Here is a 20,954-nt window from a genome sequence, read left to right on the forward strand (position 1 = left end):
TGTCGGGGGTGGACGCAGTGCATGAGTCGCCGACGCCGAGCCGCCCCGATCTGGTGTTGCGGTTCGTGAACACGAGGGCCGACGGCGCGGGGAACACCGAGGTGTTCGGCACGGCCATGGGATTGGCCGACTGGGCCGTCGAGCAGGACCTGCTCACCACCGACACCGTCGTGACCGACTCGGATGCGGCAGCCGCGCGAGAGCTCCGCGATGCGCTGGTCACGGTCTTCCTGGCACACGCGGGTGACCCCGCGGTCGACGACGCCCGGATCGCCGACGCGGAGAGGTATCTCCGGCAGGCCGGCACCCGCTACCCCCTGACGACGGTCATCACCACGGAGTCGGCGCAGCTCGCCGCCGGATCCACCGGTGTCCCCGGTGCTCTTGGCGCCATCCTCGCCGCGGTGACCGAGGTGGCGCGCGGCGGTGACTGGACGCGGATCAAGGCGTGCTGCAACCCGCCGTGCCATTTCGGCTTCGTCGACCGCACCCGCAACCGGGCGGCCCGCTTCTGCAGCCCCGGGTGCGGTTCACAGGTGTCCATGCGCGCCTATCGTCAGCGCCAGAAGCTGTCCGGTTCCTGAACGGACCGACGTCCGCGCGCAATTCCGGGCTGAGCACCGCCGGCGGGCTGGACCGTGCACATCGCTAGAACCGAGCCCGACCCCGGCCCATCGCGAGGATCGCAACGGTCACAGAGCCCGCTCGGTTCGGTCCTAGACCCAATTTTGAAACGAGTTCTAGTATGGCTTGCGTCGAGGTCTATGCCTCGGGTCAGGCGCCGCTCGAGTCGGCGCCCGGCGATGACGTTTTGAACTGCCATTGCGAACACCACGCACGCGGCGGAGCCGTGCACAGGAAGGAACACCTCACAGTGACCACAGAGGCATTCATTTATGAAGCCATCCGAACCCCACGTGGCCGAGGAAAGAAGACCGGTTCGCTTCACTCGGTCAAGCCGATCTCGCTGGTCACCGGCCTGATCGACGAGCTGCGCGTGCGCTTCCCCGACCTTGACGAGAACCGGATCTCGGACCTGGTCCTCGGTGTCGTCACCCCGGTCGGCGACCAGGGCATGGACATCGCGCGCATCGCGGTCAACGATGCCGGCCTGCCCGACACCGTCGGCGGCGTGCAGCTCAACCGTTTCTGTGCCTCCGGCCTCGAGGCCGTCAACATCGCCGCGCAGAAGGTCCGCTCCGGCTGGGACGAGCTGGTCATCGCAGGCGGTGTCGAGTCGATGTCCCGCGTCCCGATGGGCTCCGACGGCGGCCCGTGGGCGCTGGACCCGGCCACCAACTACGACAACTACTTCGTGCCGCAGGGCGTGGGTGCCGACCTGATCGCCACCATCGAGGGCTTCACCCGCGACATCGTCGACGCCTACGCGGTGCGCTCGCAGGACCTGGCCGCCAAGGCGTGGGCGGGCGGCTACTTCGCCAAGTCCGTCGTACCGGTCAAGGACCTCAACGGCATCACCATCCTCGACAACGACGAGCACATGCGCCCCGGCACCACCGCGGAGTCGCTCGGCACCCTCGCCCCCGCGTTCGCGACGGTCGGCGAGATGGGCGGCTTCGACGCCGTCTCGCTGCAGAAGTACCACTTCGTCGAGAAGATCAACCACGTCCACCACGGCGGCAACAGCTCCGGCATCGTCGACGGCGCCGCGCTGGTGCTCGTCGGCTCCGAGCAGGCCGGTAAGGACATGGGCCTGACCCCGCGCGCCCGCGTCGTGGCCACCGCCACCTCCGGCGCCGACTCGACCATCATGCTGACCGGCCCGACGCCTGCCGCCAAGAAGGCGCTGGCCGCCGCGGGTCTGACGATCGAGGACATGGACCTCGTCGAGATCAACGAGGCGTTCGCGTCCGTGGTGCTCAAGTTCCAGAAGGACATGAACGTCCCCGACGAGAAGCTCAACGTCAACGGCGGCGCCATCGCGATGGGTCACCCGCTCGGCGCCACCGGCGCCATGATCACCGGAACCATGGTCGACGAGCTCGAGCGGCGCAACGCCCGCTACGCGCTCATCACGCTGTGCATCGGCGGCGGCATGGGCGTGGCCACCATCATCGAGCGCGTCTGACGCGGCCCGGACTACCAGGAGAACTGAAGCAGTGAGCGAGCAGAACATCATCAACTGGGAGCAGGACGCCGACGGAATCGTCGTGCTCACCATCGACGACCCCAACCAGGGCGCGAACACCATGAACGCGGCCTACATCGCCTCGATGAAGGCCACCGTCGACCGGCTGTACGCGGAGAAGGACGCCATCACCGGCGTCGTGCTGACCTCCGGCAAGAAGACCTTCTTCGCCGGCGGCGACCTGAAGAACATGATCAAGGTCGGCCCCGAGAACGCCGAGGAGATCTTCAACCACAGCATCACGCTGAAGGCTGACCTGCGTCGCCTCGAGACCCTCGGCAAGCCGGTCGTCACCTGCATCAACGGTGCCGCGCTCGGTGGCGGACTCGAGATCGCGCTGGCCACCCACCACCGCATCGCCGCGGACGTCAAGGGCGTCAAGATCGGCCTGCCCGAGGTCACCCTCGGCCTGCTCCCCGGCGGCGGCGGCGTCGTCCGCACCGTCCGCATGTTCGGCCTGATGACCGCGCTGACCCAGATGCTGCTGCAGGGCCAGCAGCGTGGACCGGTGCAGGCCAAGGAGGTCGGCCTGGTCGACGAGGTCGTCTCCTCCGTCGAGGAGCTCGTCCCCGCCGCCAAGGCGTGGATCAAGGCCAACCCCGAGTCCGGCGTGCAGCCGTGGGATGTCAAGGGCTACAAGATCCCCGGCGGCACCCCCGCCACCCCGGCGTTCGCGGCGAACCTGCCCGCGTTCCCGGCGAACCTGCGCAAGACCCTCAAGGGTGCGCCCATGCCGGCCCCGCGCGCGATCATGGCCGCGGCCGTCGAGGGCTCGCAGGTCGACATCGACAACGCGCTGACCATCGAGTCGCGCTACTTCACCTCGCTGGTCACCGGCCAGGTCGCGAAGAACATGATCCAGGCGTTCTTCTTCGACCTGCAGTCGATCAACGGCGGCGGCTCGCGTCCCGAGGGCGTCGCGAAGACCGAGATCAAGAAGATCGGTGTGCTCGGCGCCGGCATGATGGGCGCGGGCATCGCCTACGTCTCGGCGAAGGCCGGCTTCGAGGTCGTGCTCAAGGACGTCACCATCGAGGCGGCGACCAAGGGCAAGGCGTACTCCGAGAAGATCGAGGCCAAGGCCCTCTCGCGCGGCAGGACCACGCAGGAGAAGTCGGACGCCGTGCTGGCGCGCATCACCCCGTCCGCAGACGCGGCGGACTTCGCGGGCGTCGACTTCGTCGTCGAGGCCGTGTTCGAGTCGCAGGACCTCAAGCACAAGGTGTTCCAGGAGATCGAGGACATCGTCGAGCCGAACGCGCTGCTCGGGTCCAACACCTCGACGCTGCCGATCACCGGTCTCGCGACCGGCGTCAAGCGCCAGGAAGACTTCATCGGCATCCACTTCTTCTCGCCCGTCGACAAGATGCCGCTGGTGGAGATCATCCGCGGTGAGAAGACCTCCGACGAGGCGCTGGCCCGGGTGTTCGACTTCGTCCAGGCCATCCGCAAGACCCCGATCGTGGTCAACGACTCGCGTGGCTTCTTCACCTCGCGCGTCATCGGCACCTTCATCAACGAGGCCATCGGCATGGTTGCCGAGGGCATCGAGCCGGCCACCATCGAGCAGGCGGGCATGCAGGCCGGTTACCCGGCGGCGCCGCTGCAGCTCTCGGACGAGCTGAACCTGACGCTGATGCAGAAGATCCGCGCGGAGTCCAAGGCCGCGGCGCTGGCCGAGGGCAAGGAACTGCCCGCCGATCCGGCAGGCGACGTCATCAACTTCCTCGTCGAGGGCAACGACCGCAAGGGCCGCCTCGGCGGTGCGGGCTTCTACGACTACGTCGACGGCAAGCGCACCGGCCTCTGGTCGGGCCTGCGCGAGCAGTTCAACTCGGGCTCGAACCAGGCCCCGATCCAGGACCTCATCGAGCGGATGCTGTTCATCGAGGCCATCGAGACGCAGAAGTGCTTCGACGAGGGCGTCCTGATGACCAGCGCCGACGCCAACATCGGCTCGATCATGGGCATCGGCTTCCCGGCCTGGACCGGTGGCGTGCACCAGTACGTCCTCGGCTACGAGGGCGGCAAGGCCGGCTTCGTCAAGCGCGCGGAGGAGCTCGCCGCCAAGTACGGCGAGCGCTTCACCCCGCCCGCCTCGCTGAAGGCCTAGGCTCCAATCGCCCGAAGGCCCCTTTCGTTCGGAGTGTCGAACGAAAGGGGCCTTCGGCATTTTCGGCCCGAGGTCGAGGTCACTTCGGGGCGGGCCCGTCGAGGAACGGGGAGATGATCGGCAACAACAGGTCGCCGTGGCTCAGGATGTTGTAGTGCAGCGAACCGGGGACGACTGCCAGCCGGGAGCTCGGGGCGCCGCCCATTGCGCCATCGGCCTTTCCGCCGCCGAGCAGGCCGAACAGCTCGACCGCGTGGGTGAGGCGAACACTGTCGCCGTCGGCGATCACCACGAGTGTGGGCGCCGTGATCGAGGCGATGGAAGCCGTCCAGTCGTAGTCCTCGCCGAGCAGTTGCCTCGTCTTGGTCACCAGCGCGGGCCACTCGTTCGGTTTCGGTGCGGTCCGGGCGTAGATCTCGTGCATGGGGGTCCCGACCATGGCGTCTGGGTCCATCGCCGCCATTCCGGCCCGAACCTCGGGGTACCACCCATCACTTCTGTAGGGGGCCGAGGTGACCACCAGCTTGTTCACCAGCTCCGGGTTTCGGCTTCCCAGCTGCAGGGCGACGCCGCCGCCAAGCGAATACCCGAGGACGTCGACCTTCTCGAGTCCGAGGTGCGAGACGAGGCCGGCGATGTCGTCGGCCATCAGCTCGTAGCGCAGCGGGCGATCGATGTCGGCCGTGTGCCCGTGGGCCTGGAGCTCGACGGCGATCACCTGCCTGGTCTTCGCGAGCTCCGGCAGTAGTGTGCCGAACGCGGAGTCGATGGTGTCCAGGCCCCCGTGGATCAGGACGAGGGGTCGGCCGGTGCCGTGGATCTCGTAGTACAACTCGAGGCCGTTGATCGCGGCGTAGCGGCCTTCGCCGTCGTCGCTTGCCCTGTCTGCGCCGGGTGCTTGAGGGCCGGTGCTTGTGGTTTGCGCGGTGTCGATGCCCTCCGCGTTGCCAGTGGTGCATCCCGTCATGAGCGCGGCGGAAACAGCAACGGCGGCCAAAACGTGCAGCGACCTGGTGATCGTTTTCATGGCGTCCACTCCTGATTGGTTCGATGCAGGGCCGTTCCCGGTCGTCGGTGATGACGCCGATCGAGGTGCTGTGTGGGATCGCCGAATTCCCGCACGATCGCCTAGCAGCGATCGGGCGGGCTGCCGTGCCTGTCTTGGTCTAGCGGGTTTGGATAGTGAATTCGATGAGACGGCAGGTGTTTTGCGCTACGCAGGCGTGTTCATCTGCCCGATGCGGATGGCGTTCCCGAACGGGTCACGGATTCCGAAATCGACGCCATACGGTCGCTCGGTCGGCTCGTCGGTGAGCTCGACACCCCGGGCCTTCAGTGTCTCGTAGGTCTTGTGGGCATCATCGGTGCTGATGCACAGCCACCCGCCCATCGCGCCCTTTGTCACCATGTCGCGGACCTGCGCCGCCATGGCCTCGTTCATCGCGGGAGGGCCCGGCTTCTCCAGCAGGATCTGGCGGCCCCGATCGCCCGGCACGTTGACTGTCAGCCAGCGCATGAAGCCGAGGTCCTGATCCGTGTGCAATTCGAGGCCCAGCTTGTTGACGTAGAAGTCGAGTGCCTCGTCTTGGTCGAGGACGAATATCTGCGATTGCGTGATTGCCTTGTACATGCCAATCACTGTAAGCAGTACGCGGATTCGCGTGCTTATCCAAAACTGCTCGGTCGCGTCCACGACCGCACGAAGCACGTGGGGACGGGCATCTCGTGGTTACGCTTGCGGTAGTCGGTGGCGGGTTCCTTGACAATGTCTCGGAACGTTCTACTGAACGTTCCGAGACTCGAGAAGCCGACCTCGAAACAGATGTCGGTGACGCTCCGATCGGTCTCACGCAACAGGAACATCGCCCGCTCGACCCGTCGCCGTTGAAGATAGCGATGCGGGGTTTCCCCGAAGGTGGCACGGAAGGTCCGGATGAAGTGCGCCTCGGAAACGTGGGCGATTCGGGCGAGTGTCGGGATGTCGAGCGGATCCGCGTACATGCGGTCCATCGCGTCGCGGGCGCGAAGCATCCGCCGGTTGGTTTCCTCCTGTGCGCGGCTCACAGTGTCATCTCATCACCTGGGCTACCTGTGTGTGGCGAAGGTGCGGGTCGACAGCGTCGACCGGCCCGGTGACCTGGTGTTTCCCGCGACGAGGGAAACCGTATGTTCGGCGGTGGATGCGGACACTACGTTCAGCCGGTGTGGCCTGGAGCACACCGAGACGGCAACCGGTCACACACAGCGCGCGGCATCCGAGGGTGTCGCGGGATTCGGATCGGATACGAACGGGGCACGAACATGCTGACTTTGAGCTTTCCGGAGGGCGCCGCCCTGGTGTTCGGTGGTAGCGGCGGTATCGGGCGCGGCGTCGCCCGGGAGTTCGCCCGCGCCGGCAGTGCCGTCGCGGTCTGCTACAACTCCAAGCGCGAGGTGGCCGAGGAAACGGTGACCGAGCTGCGGGCGCTCGGGGTGAAGGCGAGCGCGCACCAGGTCGACGTCCGCGCCGACGAGGACGTCTCTCGCGTGCTCGGGGAGGTGATCGGCGAACACTCGCGGATCCACACGGTGGTGTGGGGAGCCGGCCCGGTCGTCGACCAGATCACCGTCGCCGAGACGACACCCGCGCAGTACCGACGATCGATCGAGATCGAGGCCCTGGGACTGTTCACCGCCGCGCACGCCGTGCTGCCGCATTTCCGTGCACATGGCGGGGGTTCGTTCGTCCACCTCGGGTCCGCGGGTGACCACTGGTTCCCGGCGCTCGACGGCTTGTCGGTGATCCCGAAGGCAGCGAACGAATCGCTGATCCGCGGCATCGCGAAGGAGGAAGGCGCGCACAACATCCGGGCCAACTCGGTGCTGGTCGGTGTCATCGAGGCCGGCATGTTCCTGGAGCTCAAGGCGCAGGGAGTCTTCGACGAGGAGTGGGAACGCGAGGTCCACAAGCTGGTGCCGCTCAAGCGCTGGGGCAAGCCCGCCGACATCGGGGCGGCATGCGTGTTCCTGGCATCCAACGAGGCCAATTACATCACCGGGCAACAGATCTCGGTGTCCGGCGGATTCGGCGTCTAGCCGACTCGGATGAGAGAGAACGTCGTGGCGGTGAACGACCGTGAGCAGACGCAATCGATGGCGATGTTCGACAGGATCGAGCTGGTTCTGCAGGCACTCGACGACTGCGGGCACCTCACGCTCAGTGAGACGTCTCGACTGACGGGGATCCCGACGTCGTCAGCTCACCGACTGCTCGAGAAGATGGTGCAGAGGCGGTGGCTCACCCGGGTCGGGACGCGGTACGAGATCGGCGTCCGATTGTTCGAGCTGGGATCGAGGGCGGTGCGCAACCACTGGTTCCACCGGACCGCCCTGCCGACGATGCAGGAGCTGCACCGATCCACGGGGGCCGTGGTCCACCTGGCCTTCCTCGACGGGGCCGACGGCGTCTACTGGGAAAAGATCTCCGGCTCGTTCGGCGCCAAGATCCCGTCGCGGATCGGTGGCCGGTACCCGGCGCACCGGTCGGCGGTGGGCAAGGCGCTGCTGAGCTCCCTCCCGCGGGAGGCCCTCGACCAGCCGGTGTTCGGTCGGCTGAACCGGCGGGACGTGCAGAGGTCCGGCGGCAGGCGCGAGCTGGAGGACGAGCTCGATCGGGTCGCCGTCGAGGGGGTCGCTTACGACCGGGGTGAGGCGTTGCCCGGCCTCGGGTGTGTCGCCGCGCCGATCGCGCACGGGCACCCGACACCAGCGGCCCTCTCGATCTGCGGACCGCTCAGCCGGATCACCACGGACCGCAGGATGAGTGCGGCGGTGCAGACCGCCGCCGCCGAGATCGCCCGCGGCGTACGGCAGGCCGCCCCCTCCGGCGATCCCGTCGGCTAGGCAGGGCTCCGTCTCGGGGCGGTCCCCTCAGAGGCGCTGCTGGAGGAAGGCAAGAGTCGGGGCGAGCGCGGCGTCCGAATACGCCACCGCGTGCCTCGATCCGGGAATCACGAGGGTTTCCGCCGGGGTGCCGACGGAACGCAGGCAATCGGCGAACGCGGTCATCTGCTCGACGGGCATGAACTCGTCGGCCGAATTGAACAGGAGCACCGGTGGATTCCCCGCCGAGACGTGCCGGATCGGCGACGCGTCGGCAGCCAGCTCGGCGCACGGGCTGACGGTGGACACACAGCCGAGATGGACCGCGGCCGCGGCGATCGAGAATGCGGTGTCCTTCGGGGTGCTCTGGACGGTCAGGTCGTAGGGACCGGACCACCCGACCACCGCCTTCAGCGGGGCGTGCCCCGCGGTCACGGCCTGCATGAGCAGGTGTGCGCCCGCCGATGTCCCGAGTCCGCCGATCCGATCGGCGGCGACCCCGAAATCGTCTGCGTGAGTGTGGATGTACTCGATCGCGGCCATCACGTCCCGGTACTGGCGTGGGTTTCGAGGCGCTGCCAGTTCGTAGTCGATGTTGAACACGACGAAGCCCTCGGCAGTGGCCTTGCGGGCTTCCTCGTCGAGCAGCGCACGTGAACCCTTTGCCCAGGCGCCGCCGTGCACCATGACGATCGCCGGCGCCGGGGATGCCCTGCCGGCTGGGGTGTAGACCGTCATCGCCCCGGGGCCATGGCCTGTCGGGTACTCGAGGTCCGCCGTGGTCACCGATCCAGGAGCCGATTCGGCCGTGGCCGCGGGTTCGGGTATACCGGCATTCACAACGGCGGCGGTGAACAGGCTGATCGCGGTCGTCAGGACCGCACAGGCCGCGGAGGCACGTCCGTACTTGAAACCCATAGTCATGCAGTTCCTTTCAGTCTTCACAGTCAATTATCGGATCCGTTCACGGCGGTGCATTCGTTCCCTGTGAACTCGGTGATGTCCACGGTGTCGGCGATCAGCCGGTATCCGTCGGGGGTCGGGTGGAGGTTGTCCGCGCTGGCGTACCTGCGGTCGAGGATGCTGGGGTTGTTCGGGTCACGCACGGCAGCGTCGAAGTCGATCACGCTGTCGGACAGTCGCTGGGACCGGATCCACGAGTTGACCCGGACCCGAACGGGATCGGCAGGCGGGAAGCTGGTCAGTCCGTCGGCGAGCCCGTTCGACGCGGGCATCATGGTGCCGAGATGAACCCGCAGGCCCGCGTCGTGCAGTCGATCGATGACCCGCGTGTATCCCGCGACGAGTTGTTCGTACGGTGCGCCGATGGGCATGCCGAGGTCGTTCATCCCGATCCAGACGATCACATCGGTGACACCCGACTGGGCAAGCACGTCGGCCTCGATCCGGGACTCGGCCGCCCGCCCGAGCGCGGGAACCGGCCCGTCGGAGAGCAATCGGTTTCCGCCGATTCCGGCATTCGTGACAACCACATCGCTGCCGGCCTCGTCGAGCCGACGCTGAAGGAAGTCCGGGTAGCGCACGTTCTGATCGACGACCCCGGCAACCTGCTGCGTGCCGAAGAAGTCGGCACCCACATGCCCGTCGGTGGCCGAATCCCCAAAGGCCACGACCGTCGCGACGCCGGCCGGGGCCAGCATGTCCACCTGGGACACGAACGGCACGCGTGTGGTGGTCTGGCTGAAGGCGTCGCCCGCGAGGTCCGCGGTGTGGTCCCCGAGCCCGGGCGGCGTGTAGTAGCTCGTCGCGTTCCCGCTGGCGTGCCCGGTGACCTGACCTGACCGGCCGTCGGTGTGGATGCTGATCGACAGCGGTTCGAATCCCTCCACAGTGATCGGTACGGGGTCGGTCGCGACGTCCGCCCCCGGAGCGACCGTCGTCGAGGTGCTGCCACCGTCGAAGGTGACAGGACGGACGGAATCCGGATCGAGTGCGGCGCCCTGGGTCTGGCGTCCGACGGTCACCCGCGTGAAGGTGACGGGTTCGGTTCCGAACCGGTTGCTGAGCCGGATCCGCACGCTGTCTCCGCCGCGGTGTGGCGTCACCACGACGCGGTAGGTCTGCTCGCCGCCCGGCGTCTCGGGACCGGTGCCCTCGACCGCATCGGTCGGGCTCGCGGACCAGGTGCTGACCCAGTGTCGATCACCGCATCCGGCGCCGGGCGCGCCCGCCCATGCGGTGGCGGTGACACTCGTCGCCGCCAAGGCGGACACGCAGATCGCCGCGAGCAGTCCGTACCTGAAATCCCGTGACATGCGGATCCTTCCGACTTGCTCGCACTGCGCTGCGCAAGCTGACTGAGTGGTTGGTAGGTTAGCGTATCGACGCCTCGACTGGGAAGGCATCATCGAGGCGGGCTCACGGGAGGCTCGAGCCCGTTGTTCCGCGCGACGCGCCCGAGCCACGCGAGGCTCGGCTTCGGCGAACGGGCGAAGGTCGTGCGGTCGACGCCGATCAGGCCGAACGTCGGCGCCCAGCGCCCCCATTCGAAATTGTCGAGCGCGCTCCAGTGCAGGTAGCCGCGGACGTCGATGCCGTCGGCGACCGCCGCCTCCAGATGGGTGAGCGCCTCGGTGGTGTACGCGATTCGCCGCGCGTCGTCGGAGGTGGCAATCCCGTTCTCCGTCACCAGTAGTGGCACCTGCTCGGTGATGTCCCAGGCCCGGCGTAGCGCGGCGCCGAGAGCATCGGGGCGATACGCCCAGCCCGTCAGCGTGTTGCCGGGGTCCGCCGGATGGGGGATCGGTCCGTCGGCTCCCACTCGTTGACTGGTGTAGGCCTGGACCCCGAAGAAGTCGTCCCCCCGGGCGCCTTCCAGGTACCTGTCCTCCCAGGTGTGATTCGCCCGCGCGAGTGCGCCCTCGTTCCCCGGTGTTCCTTCGAACGCCTGCTGCGCTACCGTCCAGCCGATCCTGGCGGTGGTGGCGGTGCGGAGGATCTCCACCGCCTCACGGTGCGCACGCACCAGGACGTCGCCGACCTCGCAGTCGGGTTCCAGCCTGCCGTTCGCGTTATCGTCAGCCGCGCCGATCGCCAGGTCGAAGTACCGAATACCGAGCGCGACCATGTTGGGCTCGTTGATGGTGCAGACCCAGTTGACACCGTTCAGGATCTGCGAGACTCGATCGACATAGCGCGAAAAGCGTTCGACGGCTACCGGATCGCGCCACCCTCCCGCGCGGATGAACCAGCGCGGTGAGGTGAAATGGTGCAGCGTCACGACCGGCTCGAGTCCGTGTTCCCGTGTGGTCTCGATCATCCGACGGTAGTGATCCAGCTGGGCGCGGGAGAACTGCCCATCCTCCGGTTCGATCCGCGACCACTCGATGCTGAAGCGATAAGCGTTGAGACCGGCCTCGGCGAGCAGCGCTATGTCCTCGGGGTATCGGTGGTAGCTGTCGACGGCGTCGCCGCTGCGTTCGGGGAAGAACGGGGTCGACCGGTTCTCGTACTCCCACCAGTCGGCATCGGTGTTGTTTCCCTCGGTTTGATGGGCGGAACTCGATGCTCCCCAGAGGAAATCGTCTCTCAGTGTTGTCAATGTCCAGTCCTCACAGTGGATTGGTTCGGTGGTCGATGACCAGGACGGGGCCCGTCGACAGCGGGCTAGCGGACCGCCCTGACCCGATAGATCGCGAGCGCCCCCGCCAGAGAAGCAAGCGCGCCGAGGATGTACCAGGCCGCGTAGCCGCCGAGGGAGGTGGCGCTGCCGAGGCCGATGACGACCGGGGCGATCGCGGGCCCGACGGATTGGGGGAGGGTGCCTGCGAGAGCGAGCAGGCCGAGATCCTTGGCGTTGTCATCAGGATTCGGCAGTACCTGCACGGCCAGGGCCTGGTCCACGGACATGAACGCACCGAGGCCGAGGCCGATGATGCCCTGCGCCACCACGACGACTGCCAGTGAGGGGGCGAGGGCCAAGGCCAGCAGTCCTGCCGCCATGATCAGCCCCGCCACAGCGACGAAGGGCCGCCGCTTCCCGATCCGGTCGGACACGATGCCCCCGATGGGCGCCGACAGCGAGAGGCACACGACCGCCACCACGTTGACCACCAGAATCGCCTGCGCGACATCGGTCTCGCCGAGGTGGAACCTCTCGCCGAGAAAGAAGGGGAAGAACGTTCCGATTCCTGCATAGCCGAACATCACCAGGAAACGGGAAGCCATCACCCAGGAGAAATTGGGGTGTGCGCGTGGGTCGAAGGCGACGGAACTGACGAACTCTCGGACGCCGTAGGGCGGAGGTGTGCCCTGGAGCGGGGGATCCTCGAGAAGCGCCAGCAGGGGAATCGCCAACACGATGGCGGCCAGGCCGGGGACAAGGAATCTCGCCAGATCGCCTGACAACACTGTGACAAGGACGCTTCCGACGAGAATGGCGAGCGGGGTGGTGATTCCGATGATTCCCGAGACCAGTCCGAGCCTGCGCGTGGGCACCCGGTCGGGAATGGTCGCCTGTGCGGCGATGAGCGCCGCACCGAATCCGCCCTGGGCGACACACCAGGCGACAAGGACCAGTGGCACGGTGTCGGCGACCCCCACGCATCCGAGGGCGGCAGCCCCGACGAGGGTGCCCCCCAGGAGCCACGGCCTGCGTCGGCCGAGCGAGGAGCGCGTGCGATCGGACAGGCGGCCCACGACCGGCTGGGCGATCATCCCCACGATCGCACCACTGCCCGCGACCAGTCCGAGCGCCTGCGTCGCGCTCTCCGTCGTTCCGGTGATGTGCTGCAGTTTGAATGCCAGGGCGAACATCACCGGGGTCATCAGCGCGAGGTAGGAGCCGAAGTAGGACAGCGCGAGAGCGGCAACATAGGAGCGCGGTTCGCGGACCCGTGTGTTGTGTCGTGACATATCGGTTCCGGGGCCGTCCGCCTCGACGGAAGCGGCGGGGGAGAGGGGGTCTGTCATCTCACAGACGCCTCACGACACATTCTGGGCGGCAATGGCGTTGTCGGCCAGGCGCCAGAGATCCTGGACCTGCTGCCGGAACTGGTCGTGGCTGTGTTCGGGCAGCGCGAAGACGATGGGTTCGTTGCGGAGGATGCCCTCGACCGCGAGCCGCGCGACGTCCTCGGGTTCGATCGCCATCGGGATGATCTCGGTGCCGAAGGGCTCCGTCGCCGGGCGGCCGAACTCGGTCGGGCGGTTGCGCTGCGAGTCGAGGATGCGGGTCGCGGCCTGGCCCGGGCAGAGCGCGGTGACGCCGATGTCCTCGGCGGCGAGCTCGGATCGCAGCCCGAGCGTCAACCCGAGAATGGCGTGCTTGGCCGCGCTGTAGAGGGCGGTGAACCCGGGGTCCGGGAGGAAGGCGTGCGTCGACGACGTGTTCATCACGTGCCGCCACCCGGTCTGGCGCCGCATCCTGGGCAGGAATGCATACAGGCAATTCAGCATGCCCTCGACGTTGACGGCGGACAGCCACCGCCAGTCGCCGATCGATGAGTCGACGAGATCTCCGAGCAGCAGCACTCCGGCGTTGTTGCAGAGAAGTTCGACGGAGCCGAACGCGTCGTAGCTGGCCCGCACCAGATTCTCGACGGACTCGGGGTCGGCCACATCGACCCGCACGCCGAGCGCGCGCACGCCTCTGGCGCGCAATCCCTCGGCGACCCGCTGTGCGCCATCGCCATCGATGTCGGCTACGACGACGGACATGCCGCGCGAGCCGAGTTCCGCAGCCAGCGCGGCGCCGATCCCACTCGCCGCGCCGGTGACAACCGCCGTTCGGCCTGCCGGCCTGTCATCAAATCTGGACATCAGGGTCCTTCCTCGGTCACGTAGATCAGTAGAAGCTAGCCAACCGACCAGGCGGTCGGTCGGTTGGGGTAGCCTACCGATCGGTCAGTCTGCATAACGTGGATTCGCGGAACTTGCGTCGATGCACGTTGATTCGGAACGTAGGCTGACCGGCTGGACCGGCTGTGCGCAGTCAATCGACGGTGAGGAGATCGGACACGATGGCGACAACACGCGACGCCGAACAGGTGGGAGCTGCCCGGCGCGCCGACATCGTCAGCTCGGCGATCACCCTGTTTGCGGCCAACGGATACCGCGGGACCTCGCTCGCCGCGGTCGCGAGAGAATCAGGGATCACGAAGTCGGGCCTGCTGCACCACTTTCCGAGCAAGGAGGTTCTGCTCACCGCGGTGCTCGCCGATCTCGACCGTCAGACCTTCGACTCGGTCGAGATCGGGCGAGACTACGAGGGCGCGGCCCTGGTGCGCGCACTGGACATCGTCGACGAGATCGTCGCCCGAAATCAGCGGAACCGCGAGCTCACCCGGCTGGCTCACGTCGGCCTCTTCCACTCCGACGACACTCCCGAGCTCGCGCGGGAGTGGGCTCAGGGGCGCATTCGGTCGTTCCGCACGAACCTGGCCGACCTCATCGAAAACGGCGTCGAGGCGGGCGAGGTGCGTGCCGATGTCGACCCCACTGCGCTGGCTTCCGTCATCATCGGGGCGATCTCCGGTTTGGAGGAGCAGTGGCTCCAGGACGAGTCGTTCGACATGGTCGGCGCGATGAAAGCGCTCACGACGGTGCTCCGCCGCGACCTGACGCTCACACGGGACCAGCCCCTGCATCACGCTCCGCGGCGCGGTCGGGGCTAACCGCTCCTGCGCCGCGTCGCCGATCAGTTGGCCGGGCTCAGGCAGCTGTCGAGTCCGTCCACCAGCGAGCACGCGGTCGGTGGTCTGCTCGGCTGGTAGTCGGCCGGGACTCCGCCCTGCGCGATGAGCGACCGGTAGGCCGGGACCGCCTCGGTCGGCTTCCGCTCGAGCGTCGGATCGTTCTTCCCGTCCACCGTGTAGAGGCCGAAACGGGGTGTGTAGCTGCCCCATTCGTAGTTGTCCGTGGTTGCCCAGTAGTTGTATCCGATGACATTGATGCCGTCGTCTTTTGCCCGCTGCAACCAGTAGGCGGCATCGCGGAGGTGGTCGGCGCGGGCGTAGCCGTCCGGACGGGGCCTGCCGTCCTCGGTGGGCATGCCGTTCTCGACGATGTACAGGGGCTTGCCAGGGAAGCGCTTCGCGTAGTGACGCAGCGCGTAGTAGAGGCCGTCGGGCGCCGCGCTGGCCTTCCATGGCTCCGAGAAGACGTTGGCGTAGCTCAGGTCCGTGGGGGACATCGAGTAGTAGTAGTCCAGACCGATGAAGTCGAGCTTGTGGGCGACACGGTCGAGGAAGGTCGTGTCGATCGCGGCCTCGACGACCTGGAAGTACGCCACGTTCGAGGACACCTGCGCGCCCGGCTGCACCTGGTGGATGTAGTCGTAGATCGCGTTGTGGACGGCCGCCCACCGATCGAGGGCGGCGGGGGTGTTCGCGGGATCGAGGCCACCGTGGCTGATCTCCTGGAACAGGTACGCCGACGGTTCGTTGATGGTGATCCAGGACGGGTCGTACCTCGCGTACCGGTCGACCACCTTGCGGGCATTGGCCAGCCAGTCGGTGACCATGTCCGCGTTGTTCCATCCGCCGCGGTCGAACTCCCAACCGGGATACACCCAGTGGTCGAGGGTGATCATCGGTTGCATGCCTGCGGCGCGGATGCTGGCCACCACGTCGTCGTAGAACGCCCATGCGCTCTCGTCGTAGCGGCCCTGCTGGGGCTCGAGACGCGCCCACTCGACGCCCATGCGGTACACCTTGGCTCCGAGGTCCTTCGCGTACTGGATGTCCTCCTTGTAGCGGTGGCGGAAGTCCGCCGATGTGCCGACCGGATCCTTGGTCTTGCCTGCTGCTTCATAGCGGATCCAATTGCTGTCCGGGGAATAGCCCTCCGACTGGAACCCAGATGAGGACACCCCCCATAGGAAGTCGACGGGCAGGCTGTTGACCGTCTCGATGGACGCGGTGCTACCGAGGTCAACCGCGCTGCCGCCGCTGCCCTGCGCGGCGGCGGGGCCGCCGGCCAGCAGCGCGAGCCCGGTCAGCACCGCCAGTAGGCCGCTCGATCGTCGACGCATCAGTTCTCCTCGCATCCGTGCGCCTCGGCGCGGTGGTGATGCGAGCCACACTAACTGACCGAGTGTTCGGTAGGTCAGCTTTGGGTCAGATCGGCGTCGGGGCGATATCGCCATTCCTCACCCTCAGGTGTGTGCGTACACCTGAGGGTGAGTGGAGGAGAGTCCCTGGCCGATCAGCCCTTCCACCACGGGCGCAGCGGCACCTCGGCCTGGCCCTTCGGGCCGAGCTTGACGGCCAGCACCTGGTGAAGCTGCACCACATTGCGTTCGAACCCGAGCCGCGAACCGGCCATGTAGAGCCCCCACACCCGAGCCGTGCCCTCGCCGACCTCCGCGACGCAGGCGTCCCAGTTGTCCACCAGGTTCTGGCACCAGGCCTTGAGGGTCAGCGCGTAGTGCTCGCGCAGGTTCTCCTCGTGCCGGACCTCGAGGCCGATGTTCTGGATCTCGGTGATGATCCGGCCCGACCCGGTCAGCTCGCCGTCCGGGAACACGTAACGGTCGATGAACCCGCCCGCGCGCGCCTGGTGCCGATTGTCCGGGCGGGTGATGCAGTGGTTGAGCAGCCGGCCGCCGTCGCGCAGCTTGGACTGGATGAAACCGAAGTAGGCGGGGTAGTTGTGCACCCCGATGTGCTCGGTCAGCCCGATCGAGGACACCGCGTCGAAGCCGGTTTCGGTGATGTCCCGGTAGTCGGAGTGCCGGACCTCGGCGAGATCCGAGAGGCCCTCGTCGGCAATGGCCTTCTGCGCCCACGCGGCCTGCTCGGCGGACAGTGTCACCCCGATCACCTTGACGCCGCGCCGGGCCGCGAAGCGGACCATCGAGCCCCAGCCGCAGCCGATGTCGAGCAGTCGGTCGCCCGCCTTGAGTCCGAGCTTGTCGAACACCAGCCGGTACTTGTTCTCCTGCGCGTCCTCGAGGCTCTGGTTCGGCGACTTGTACGCCGCACAGGTGTAGGTCATCGAGGGGCCGAGCACGTACTCGTAGAAGGTGTTCGACACGTCGTAGTGGTGGTGGATGACCTCGGCGTCGCGGGTCTTGGAGTGGCGCATGCCCTCCGCCAGCCTGCGCCAGCGGGGGAGGGCCTCCTGCGGCGGAGGCGCGATGGGCCGCAGCAGGTCCCAGCCGAGCGAGCGGGTGATGCTCGCGATCGTCAGCGCCGACGGCCGCCGGAAGTGCAGGTCGTCGCCCATCACCCGGAGGACCTCGTACGGGTCGCCCGGGTGGACGCCGGTCGCCTCGAGATCGCCCGCGACATAGGCGCGTGCCATGCCGAGGTCGCCGGGCGCGGTCGCCAGGTACGTGGTGCCCCGCGGGGACTTGAGCGTCAGCCCGTACTCGGCATCCTCCGGGCCCGCGGCGCTGCCGTCGTAGGCGGTGAAGCGGACCGGGATGTCACCGTCCGCGACGGTCTCGAGGATCTCGGCGATCGAGAGCTTGTGGTGGCCGTTGCGGGTCTGGGTACTGGCGTCTTTGAACGTGGTCACTTGCGTTGCACCGCCTTCGAATACAGGTCCAATAGTCGCGAATCGGGGTCGTACTTCTGCTTCAGGATGGAGTAGTTGTCGCCGCCGTAGAGGCGGGCGAAGTCGTCGGCGTCGTAGTAGGAGTCCGAGTACAGGGACTTGTGCCCTTCGAACCGTCCGACGGTGTCCTCGATCAGCCGGTTCGCCGCGCCCTCGGGTGCGCCCGGCGTGATCGGGACCGACGACCAGAAGCCGACGTTGACATAGGTGCGCTTCGGCTCGAGCGGATACAGCGGCCACGGCCGCACGGCGGACGCGCCCGCGGGCCCGGGCTCGCGCAACCGCAGCGGGCACAGCCACAGCGGCTCGATGGGGATCTCGCGCAGGAACCAGGACACGAAGTCCGCCGTGTGCTCGATCGGTACCTCGACGTCCTGCACGACCCGCTCGCGCGGCGGGTTGCCCTTGCGGCGTTCGAGTCGGTCGCCGATGTCGTACTTCTGGTCGAGGGCGATCAGCTTCCAGTAGAAACTGCTGCGCCGGTAGCGCTTCGGCCACACGCGCCTGATCCGCGGATTCTGCGCGCCGAACGCCCGCGAGCACCAGAACCAGTCGGTGTCCCAGCGCCACAGGTAGTCCGCGATCGTGAGCCGATCCGTGGAGCGCTGCTGCAGCGAGCGGTAGTAGATCTGCTGGCCCGTGTAGTCGCTGGCCGGACCGCCCTCGTCGGTCTGCGTGCCGAGGGTCAGATAGGACTCGGTCGCGGAGAACACCACGCCGTCGAGGTAGTCCACCGCGATACCGTCGTGGCTTCGATCGGTGCCGATGCGGTCCATCGCGTTCTGTAGGTCGGTGAGGTCGTCGAAGCGCAGGTGCCGCAGCGCGACAAACGGTTTCACCGGTTCCAGTTCGATGCGGAGCCGGGTGGAGTAGCCGAGGGTTCCGTAGGAATTGGGGAACCCCCAGAACAGGTCCGAGTGCTCGCCGTCGGGCGTGGCGGTGATGATCTCTCCGCTGCCGGTCAGCACGTCGATCTCGAGCACCGACTCGTGCGGTAGCCCGTTCCGGAACGAGGTCGACTCGATGCCGAGGCCGGTGACCGCGCCGCCGAGGGTGATGGTCTTGAGTTGGGGGACCACCAGCGGCGCCAGGCCGTACGGCAGGGTCGCGGCGACCAGGTCCTCGTAGGTGCACATGCCCGCGACGTCGGCGGTGCGGGCGGTGGGGTCGACCGAGATCACCCCACCGAGCCCGGACACGTCCAGGCCGGGCGCATTCGTCTTTGCCCGCGCCCGGAACAGGTTTGAGGTCTTCTTCGCCAGGCGCACCGTCGCGGAGGGCGGGATCGCGTGGTAACTGGCGAGCAGACGCTGGACACCGGCACGATGGGCCGCCGCGCCGGTGTGACCCGGCGTGGATGTTCGTCGACCCAGTCGTTGCAACGCACTCTGAGAGGCAGCCACCCCCCGACGCTATCGCCTGGGTGCGACACCGGCCACCCAAGTGCAAGGCGGTCCTGCGAAACGTCACGCAAATGTTGCGAACCGGTCGCGATCCGGGGTTCGTGGCACCGCTGTGATCCGACACACACGGGGCCGAGCGGGCTGGCCCGTCGGTTCTCGGAGCGGGCACGATGACGGGGTCGGCCACACACAGCGTCGAGGTCGGACGGGTCCTGCGGGGTCCGGCGAGCAGAGCCAAGGAGATCCACAGTGGGACAGGTCAGCGCAAGCAGTTCGGTCGAGGTCGCGGCGGCACCGGAGCGGGCGCTCGCGGCGCTCACCGACTACGAGACGGTGCGACCCCGCATCCTCACCGAGCAGTACCTGGACTACCGGGTCCTCGAGGGCGGCCAGGGTGCGGGCACGGTCGCGCAGTGGACGCTGAAGGCGACCGAGAAGCGTTCGCGTGACATCAAGGCCACCGTGACCGTCGACGGCAACACCGTCACCGAGAAGGATGCCAACTCCACTCTCGTCACCACCTGGACCGTCGCCCCGTCCGGCGCGGGATCCACGGTCACCACGACCACCGAGTGGAAGGGCGCGGGCGGCATCGGCGGCTTCTTCGAGCGCACCTTCGCGCCGGGCGGGCTGCGGAAGATCCAGGCGGCCGTGCTGGCGAACCTTGCCCGCGAACTGGCCTGACGAGGCCCCGTCGCCGCCGCTGACCGATGCGTTCGGTCAGCGGCCGTCGAGATAGCGGACGATGCCGAACACCACCGCCTGCGCGTACCGGGCCCGGCCCTCCTCGCCGGTCATGGCGCGCGCCTCGTCCGCGTTGCGCATGTTGCCCAGCTCGACCAGGATCGACGGCCGCTCGGACAGGTTGAGTCCGCTGAGGTCGTCGCGGGGCATCAGTCCGCCGGTGCCGACATAGGTGGACGGGATGAGGCCGGACGTCTCGAGTGCGTCGCGCATGGACTTGGCGAACGCGACCGAGGCGCCGGCCTGAACTGCATTCAGCGGCGGCGCCGAGAAGCAGACGTGGAATCCGTGCTGGTCCGGTGCGGCGCCGTCGGCGTGGATCGCGACGACCACGTCGGCACCGGATGCGTTGGCTTCGGCGGCCCGCCGGTCCACGCACGCGGCGACGGAGGTGTCGTCGGCGCGGCTCAGCAGCACCCGGGCGCCGAGATTCTCGAGCTCGGTGCGCATCTGGGCGACGACCTCCCAGTTGAGGGAGTGCTCGGGGAAGCCGCCGTCGGTGCTGGTGCCGGTGGTCTGACATTCCTTGGTGCCGCCGCGCCCGGTCGGGACCTGCGCGGACATGCCCGCGCCGCCAACGCCGTTGTGGCCGGGATCGAGGAACACCGTCTTGCCCTGGAGCGAGGCCGAACGCACCAGCTCGGCGGCGGTGGTGGTGGGGGCCGCGGTCACGCCCGCGGCGGTCTCGGTTGGGATCGTGCAGCCGGACAGCGCCAGCGCCGAGGCAGCGGCGGCCGTGAGCAGGACGCTCCGGTACCCGGCCGACTTCGCACGCACCGACCCACGCTATCCGGATGCGGCTACGCTGACGGGGCAACACGCAGAAAGGACATCGACGTGCAGCCCGGTGGACAACCCGATATGCAGCAGCTCCTCGCGCAGGCCCAGCAGATGCAGCAGCAACTGATGGCCGCGCAGGCAGAGATCGCCGAGGCGGAGGTCACCGGCCAGGCCGGCGGTGGACTCGTGACCGCCACGGTCAAGGGGACCGGCGAGGTCGTCGCGTTGACGATCGACCCGAAGGTCGTCGATCCCGAGGACGTCGAGACCCTGCAAGACCTGGTGATCGGTGCGATCGCGGACGCATCGGGCAAGGCGCAGGAGATCGCGGCGGGCAAGCTCGGCCCCCTCGCGGGCGGCCTGCCCGGGCTCCCCTTCTAGA

The 20,954-nt window shown here is 67.7% G+C and carries 20 protein-coding genes; 8 read left to right on the plus strand and 12 right to left on the minus strand.

The features are described 5' to 3' along the window. Positions 1-8 precede the first annotated feature (8 nt). From ABIC28_RS09330 to ABIC28_RS09340, 3 genes are all read left to right on the plus strand, one after another. Positions 9-584 carry a CGNR zinc finger domain-containing protein gene (locus tag ABIC28_RS09330; protein WP_354578559.1) on the plus strand — a complete coding sequence of 192 codons (576 nt, stop codon included), beginning with the start codon at positions 9-11 and terminating at the stop codon, positions 582-584. A 290-nt stretch (positions 585-874) separates the two neighbouring features. Then, positions 875-2,089: an acetyl-CoA C-acetyltransferase gene (locus tag ABIC28_RS09335; protein ID WP_077043968.1), complete on the plus strand. Its 1,215-nt coding sequence runs from the start codon at positions 875-877 to the stop codon at positions 2,087-2,089. A gap of 31 nt (positions 2,090-2,120) precedes the next feature. Continuing rightward, a complete protein-coding gene (locus ABIC28_RS09340) occupies positions 2,121-4,262 on the plus strand; it encodes a 3-hydroxyacyl-CoA dehydrogenase NAD-binding domain-containing protein (RefSeq protein ID WP_354578562.1) in 2,142 nt (713 codons plus the stop codon). A 79-nt stretch (positions 4,263-4,341) separates the two neighbouring features. Here the strand turns inward: ABIC28_RS09340 and ABIC28_RS09345 are convergent, their stop codons facing one another. From ABIC28_RS09345 to ABIC28_RS09355, 3 genes are all read right to left on the minus strand, one after another. Then, a complete protein-coding gene (locus ABIC28_RS09345) occupies positions 4,342-5,289 on the minus strand; it encodes an alpha/beta fold hydrolase (protein WP_269589559.1) in 948 nt (315 codons plus the stop codon). Between the two features lie 186 nt (positions 5,290-5,475). After that, the gene (locus tag ABIC28_RS09350) at positions 5,476-5,892 is read right to left on the minus strand and encodes a VOC family protein (protein WP_097213068.1); all 417 of its coding nucleotides are present in this window, start codon (positions 5,890-5,892) and stop codon (positions 5,476-5,478) included. 35 nt (positions 5,893-5,927) lie between these two features. Then, positions 5,928-6,326 carry a helix-turn-helix domain-containing protein gene (locus tag ABIC28_RS09355; protein WP_179800635.1) on the minus strand — a complete coding sequence of 133 codons (399 nt, stop codon included), beginning with the start codon at positions 6,324-6,326 and terminating at the stop codon, positions 5,928-5,930. Positions 6,327-6,572: 246 nt separating this feature from the next. On the opposite strand from ABIC28_RS09355, the gene ABIC28_RS09360 reads away from it, so the two are divergent. Together ABIC28_RS09360 and ABIC28_RS09365 are read left to right on the plus strand one after the other, a co-directional pair. Continuing rightward, positions 6,573-7,337 (plus strand): SDR family NAD(P)-dependent oxidoreductase, encoded by a 765-nt coding sequence (locus tag ABIC28_RS09360; RefSeq protein ID WP_245221071.1) that lies wholly within the window; start codon positions 6,573-6,575, stop codon positions 7,335-7,337. Positions 7,338-7,346: 9 nt separating this feature from the next. Beyond that, a complete protein-coding gene (locus ABIC28_RS09365; RefSeq protein ID WP_354578566.1) occupies positions 7,347-8,144 on the plus strand; it encodes an IclR family transcriptional regulator in 798 nt (265 codons plus the stop codon). A 27-nt stretch (positions 8,145-8,171) separates the two neighbouring features. Here ABIC28_RS09365 and ABIC28_RS09370 read toward each other — a convergent pair whose 3' ends face one another. The 5 genes from ABIC28_RS09370 to ABIC28_RS09390 form a co-directional block, all read right to left on the minus strand. Then, on the minus strand, positions 8,172-9,047 hold the full coding sequence (locus tag ABIC28_RS09370; protein ID WP_269589557.1) for an alpha/beta hydrolase: 876 nt from the start codon (positions 9,045-9,047) through the stop codon (positions 8,172-8,174). A 23-nt stretch (positions 9,048-9,070) separates the two neighbouring features. Then, positions 9,071-10,399: a GDSL-type esterase/lipase family protein gene (locus ABIC28_RS09375; RefSeq protein ID WP_354578569.1), complete on the minus strand. Its 1,329-nt coding sequence runs from the start codon at positions 10,397-10,399 to the stop codon at positions 9,071-9,073. A gap of 89 nt (positions 10,400-10,488) precedes the next feature. Then, a complete protein-coding gene (locus ABIC28_RS09380) occupies positions 10,489-11,685 on the minus strand; it encodes a glycoside hydrolase family 1 protein (RefSeq protein ID WP_269589555.1) in 1,197 nt (398 codons plus the stop codon). A 65-nt stretch (positions 11,686-11,750) separates the two neighbouring features. After that, on the minus strand, positions 11,751-13,055 hold the full coding sequence (locus ABIC28_RS09385; protein WP_354578571.1) for an MFS transporter: 1,305 nt from the start codon (positions 13,053-13,055) through the stop codon (positions 11,751-11,753). Between the two features lie 12 nt (positions 13,056-13,067). Further along, positions 13,068-13,904: an SDR family NAD(P)-dependent oxidoreductase gene (locus tag ABIC28_RS09390; protein ID WP_097213062.1), complete on the minus strand. Its 837-nt coding sequence runs from the start codon at positions 13,902-13,904 to the stop codon at positions 13,068-13,070. A gap of 200 nt (positions 13,905-14,104) precedes the next feature. Here ABIC28_RS09390 and ABIC28_RS09395 point away from each other — a divergent pair, with 200 nt between their 5' ends. Then, positions 14,105-14,758, plus strand: a complete 654-nt coding sequence (locus tag ABIC28_RS09395) for a TetR family transcriptional regulator (protein ID WP_097213061.1) — start codon at positions 14,105-14,107, stop codon at positions 14,756-14,758. Between the two features lie 23 nt (positions 14,759-14,781). Here the strand turns inward: ABIC28_RS09395 and ABIC28_RS09400 are convergent, their stop codons facing one another. The 3 genes from ABIC28_RS09400 to ABIC28_RS09410 form a co-directional block, all read right to left on the minus strand. Next, a complete protein-coding gene (locus tag ABIC28_RS09400; protein WP_354578574.1) occupies positions 14,782-16,116 on the minus strand; it encodes a family 1 glycosylhydrolase in 1,335 nt (444 codons plus the stop codon). A 173-nt stretch (positions 16,117-16,289) separates the two neighbouring features. Continuing rightward, entirely contained in the window at positions 16,290-17,606 is a 1,317-nt protein-coding gene (locus ABIC28_RS09405; protein ID WP_097213059.1) for a class I SAM-dependent methyltransferase, read from the minus strand. After that, positions 17,603-19,018 carry an FAD-binding oxidoreductase gene (locus ABIC28_RS09410; RefSeq protein ID WP_097213143.1) on the minus strand — a complete coding sequence of 472 codons (1,416 nt, stop codon included), beginning with the start codon at positions 19,016-19,018 and terminating at the stop codon, positions 17,603-17,605. Before ABIC28_RS09410 ends, ABIC28_RS09405 begins: the two co-directional genes overlap by 4 nt. A 279-nt stretch (positions 19,019-19,297) precedes the next feature. Between ABIC28_RS09410 and ABIC28_RS09415 the strand changes: the two genes are divergently transcribed. Continuing rightward, positions 19,298-19,732, plus strand: a complete 435-nt coding sequence (locus ABIC28_RS09415; protein WP_077043132.1) for an SRPBCC family protein — start codon at positions 19,298-19,300, stop codon at positions 19,730-19,732. Positions 19,733-19,768: 36 nt separating this feature from the next. Here the strand turns inward: ABIC28_RS09415 and ABIC28_RS09420 are convergent, their stop codons facing one another. Next, complete coding sequence (locus tag ABIC28_RS09420) at positions 19,769-20,569, minus strand: Rv3717 family N-acetylmuramoyl-L-alanine amidase (RefSeq protein ID WP_179800633.1); 801 nt, start codon at positions 20,567-20,569, stop codon at positions 19,769-19,771. Between the two features lie 84 nt (positions 20,570-20,653). On the opposite strand from ABIC28_RS09420, the gene ABIC28_RS09425 reads away from it, so the two are divergent. Beyond that, complete coding sequence (locus tag ABIC28_RS09425; RefSeq protein WP_245221069.1) at positions 20,654-20,953, plus strand: YbaB/EbfC family nucleoid-associated protein; 300 nt, start codon at positions 20,654-20,656, stop codon at positions 20,951-20,953. Position 20,954 lies beyond the last annotated feature (1 nt).

The sequence above is a fragment of the Rhodococcus sp. PvR044 genome (assembly GCF_040548995.1).
In the GTDB taxonomy this organism is placed as follows: Bacteria; Actinomycetota; Actinomycetes; order Mycobacteriales; family Mycobacteriaceae; genus Rhodococcus_G; species Rhodococcus_G oryzae.

Coding starts and splice junctions, on each gene's coding strand:
- ABIC28_RS09345 (WP_269589559.1), bottom strand. CDS start 5,289: ATGAAAACGATCACCAGGTCGCTGCACGTTTTGGCCGCCGTTGCTGTT.
- ABIC28_RS09350 (WP_097213068.1), bottom strand. CDS start 5,892: ATGTACAAGGCAATCACGCAATCGCAGATATTCGTCCTCGACCAAGAC.
- ABIC28_RS09365 (WP_354578566.1), top strand. CDS start 7,347: ATGAGAGAGAACGTCGTGGCGGTGAACGACCGTGAGCAGACGCAATCG.
- ABIC28_RS09370 (WP_269589557.1), bottom strand. CDS start 9,047: ATGACTATGGGTTTCAAGTACGGACGTGCCTCCGCGGCCTGTGCGGTC.
- ABIC28_RS09375 (WP_354578569.1), bottom strand. CDS start 10,399: ATGTCACGGGATTTCAGGTACGGACTGCTCGCGGCGATCTGCGTGTCC.
- ABIC28_RS09385 (WP_354578571.1), bottom strand. CDS start 13,055: ATGACAGACCCCCTCTCCCCCGCCGCTTCCGTCGAGGCGGACGGCCCC.
- ABIC28_RS09390 (WP_097213062.1), bottom strand. CDS start 13,904: ATGTCCAGATTTGATGACAGGCCGGCAGGCCGAACGGCGGTTGTCACC.
- ABIC28_RS09395 (WP_097213061.1), top strand. CDS start 14,105: ATGGCGACAACACGCGACGCCGAACAGGTGGGAGCTGCCCGGCGCGCC.
- ABIC28_RS09400 (WP_354578574.1), bottom strand. CDS start 16,116: ATGCGTCGACGATCGAGCGGCCTACTGGCGGTGCTGACCGGGCTCGCG.
- ABIC28_RS09425 (WP_245221069.1), top strand. CDS start 20,654: ATGCAGCAGCTCCTCGCGCAGGCCCAGCAGATGCAGCAGCAACTGATG.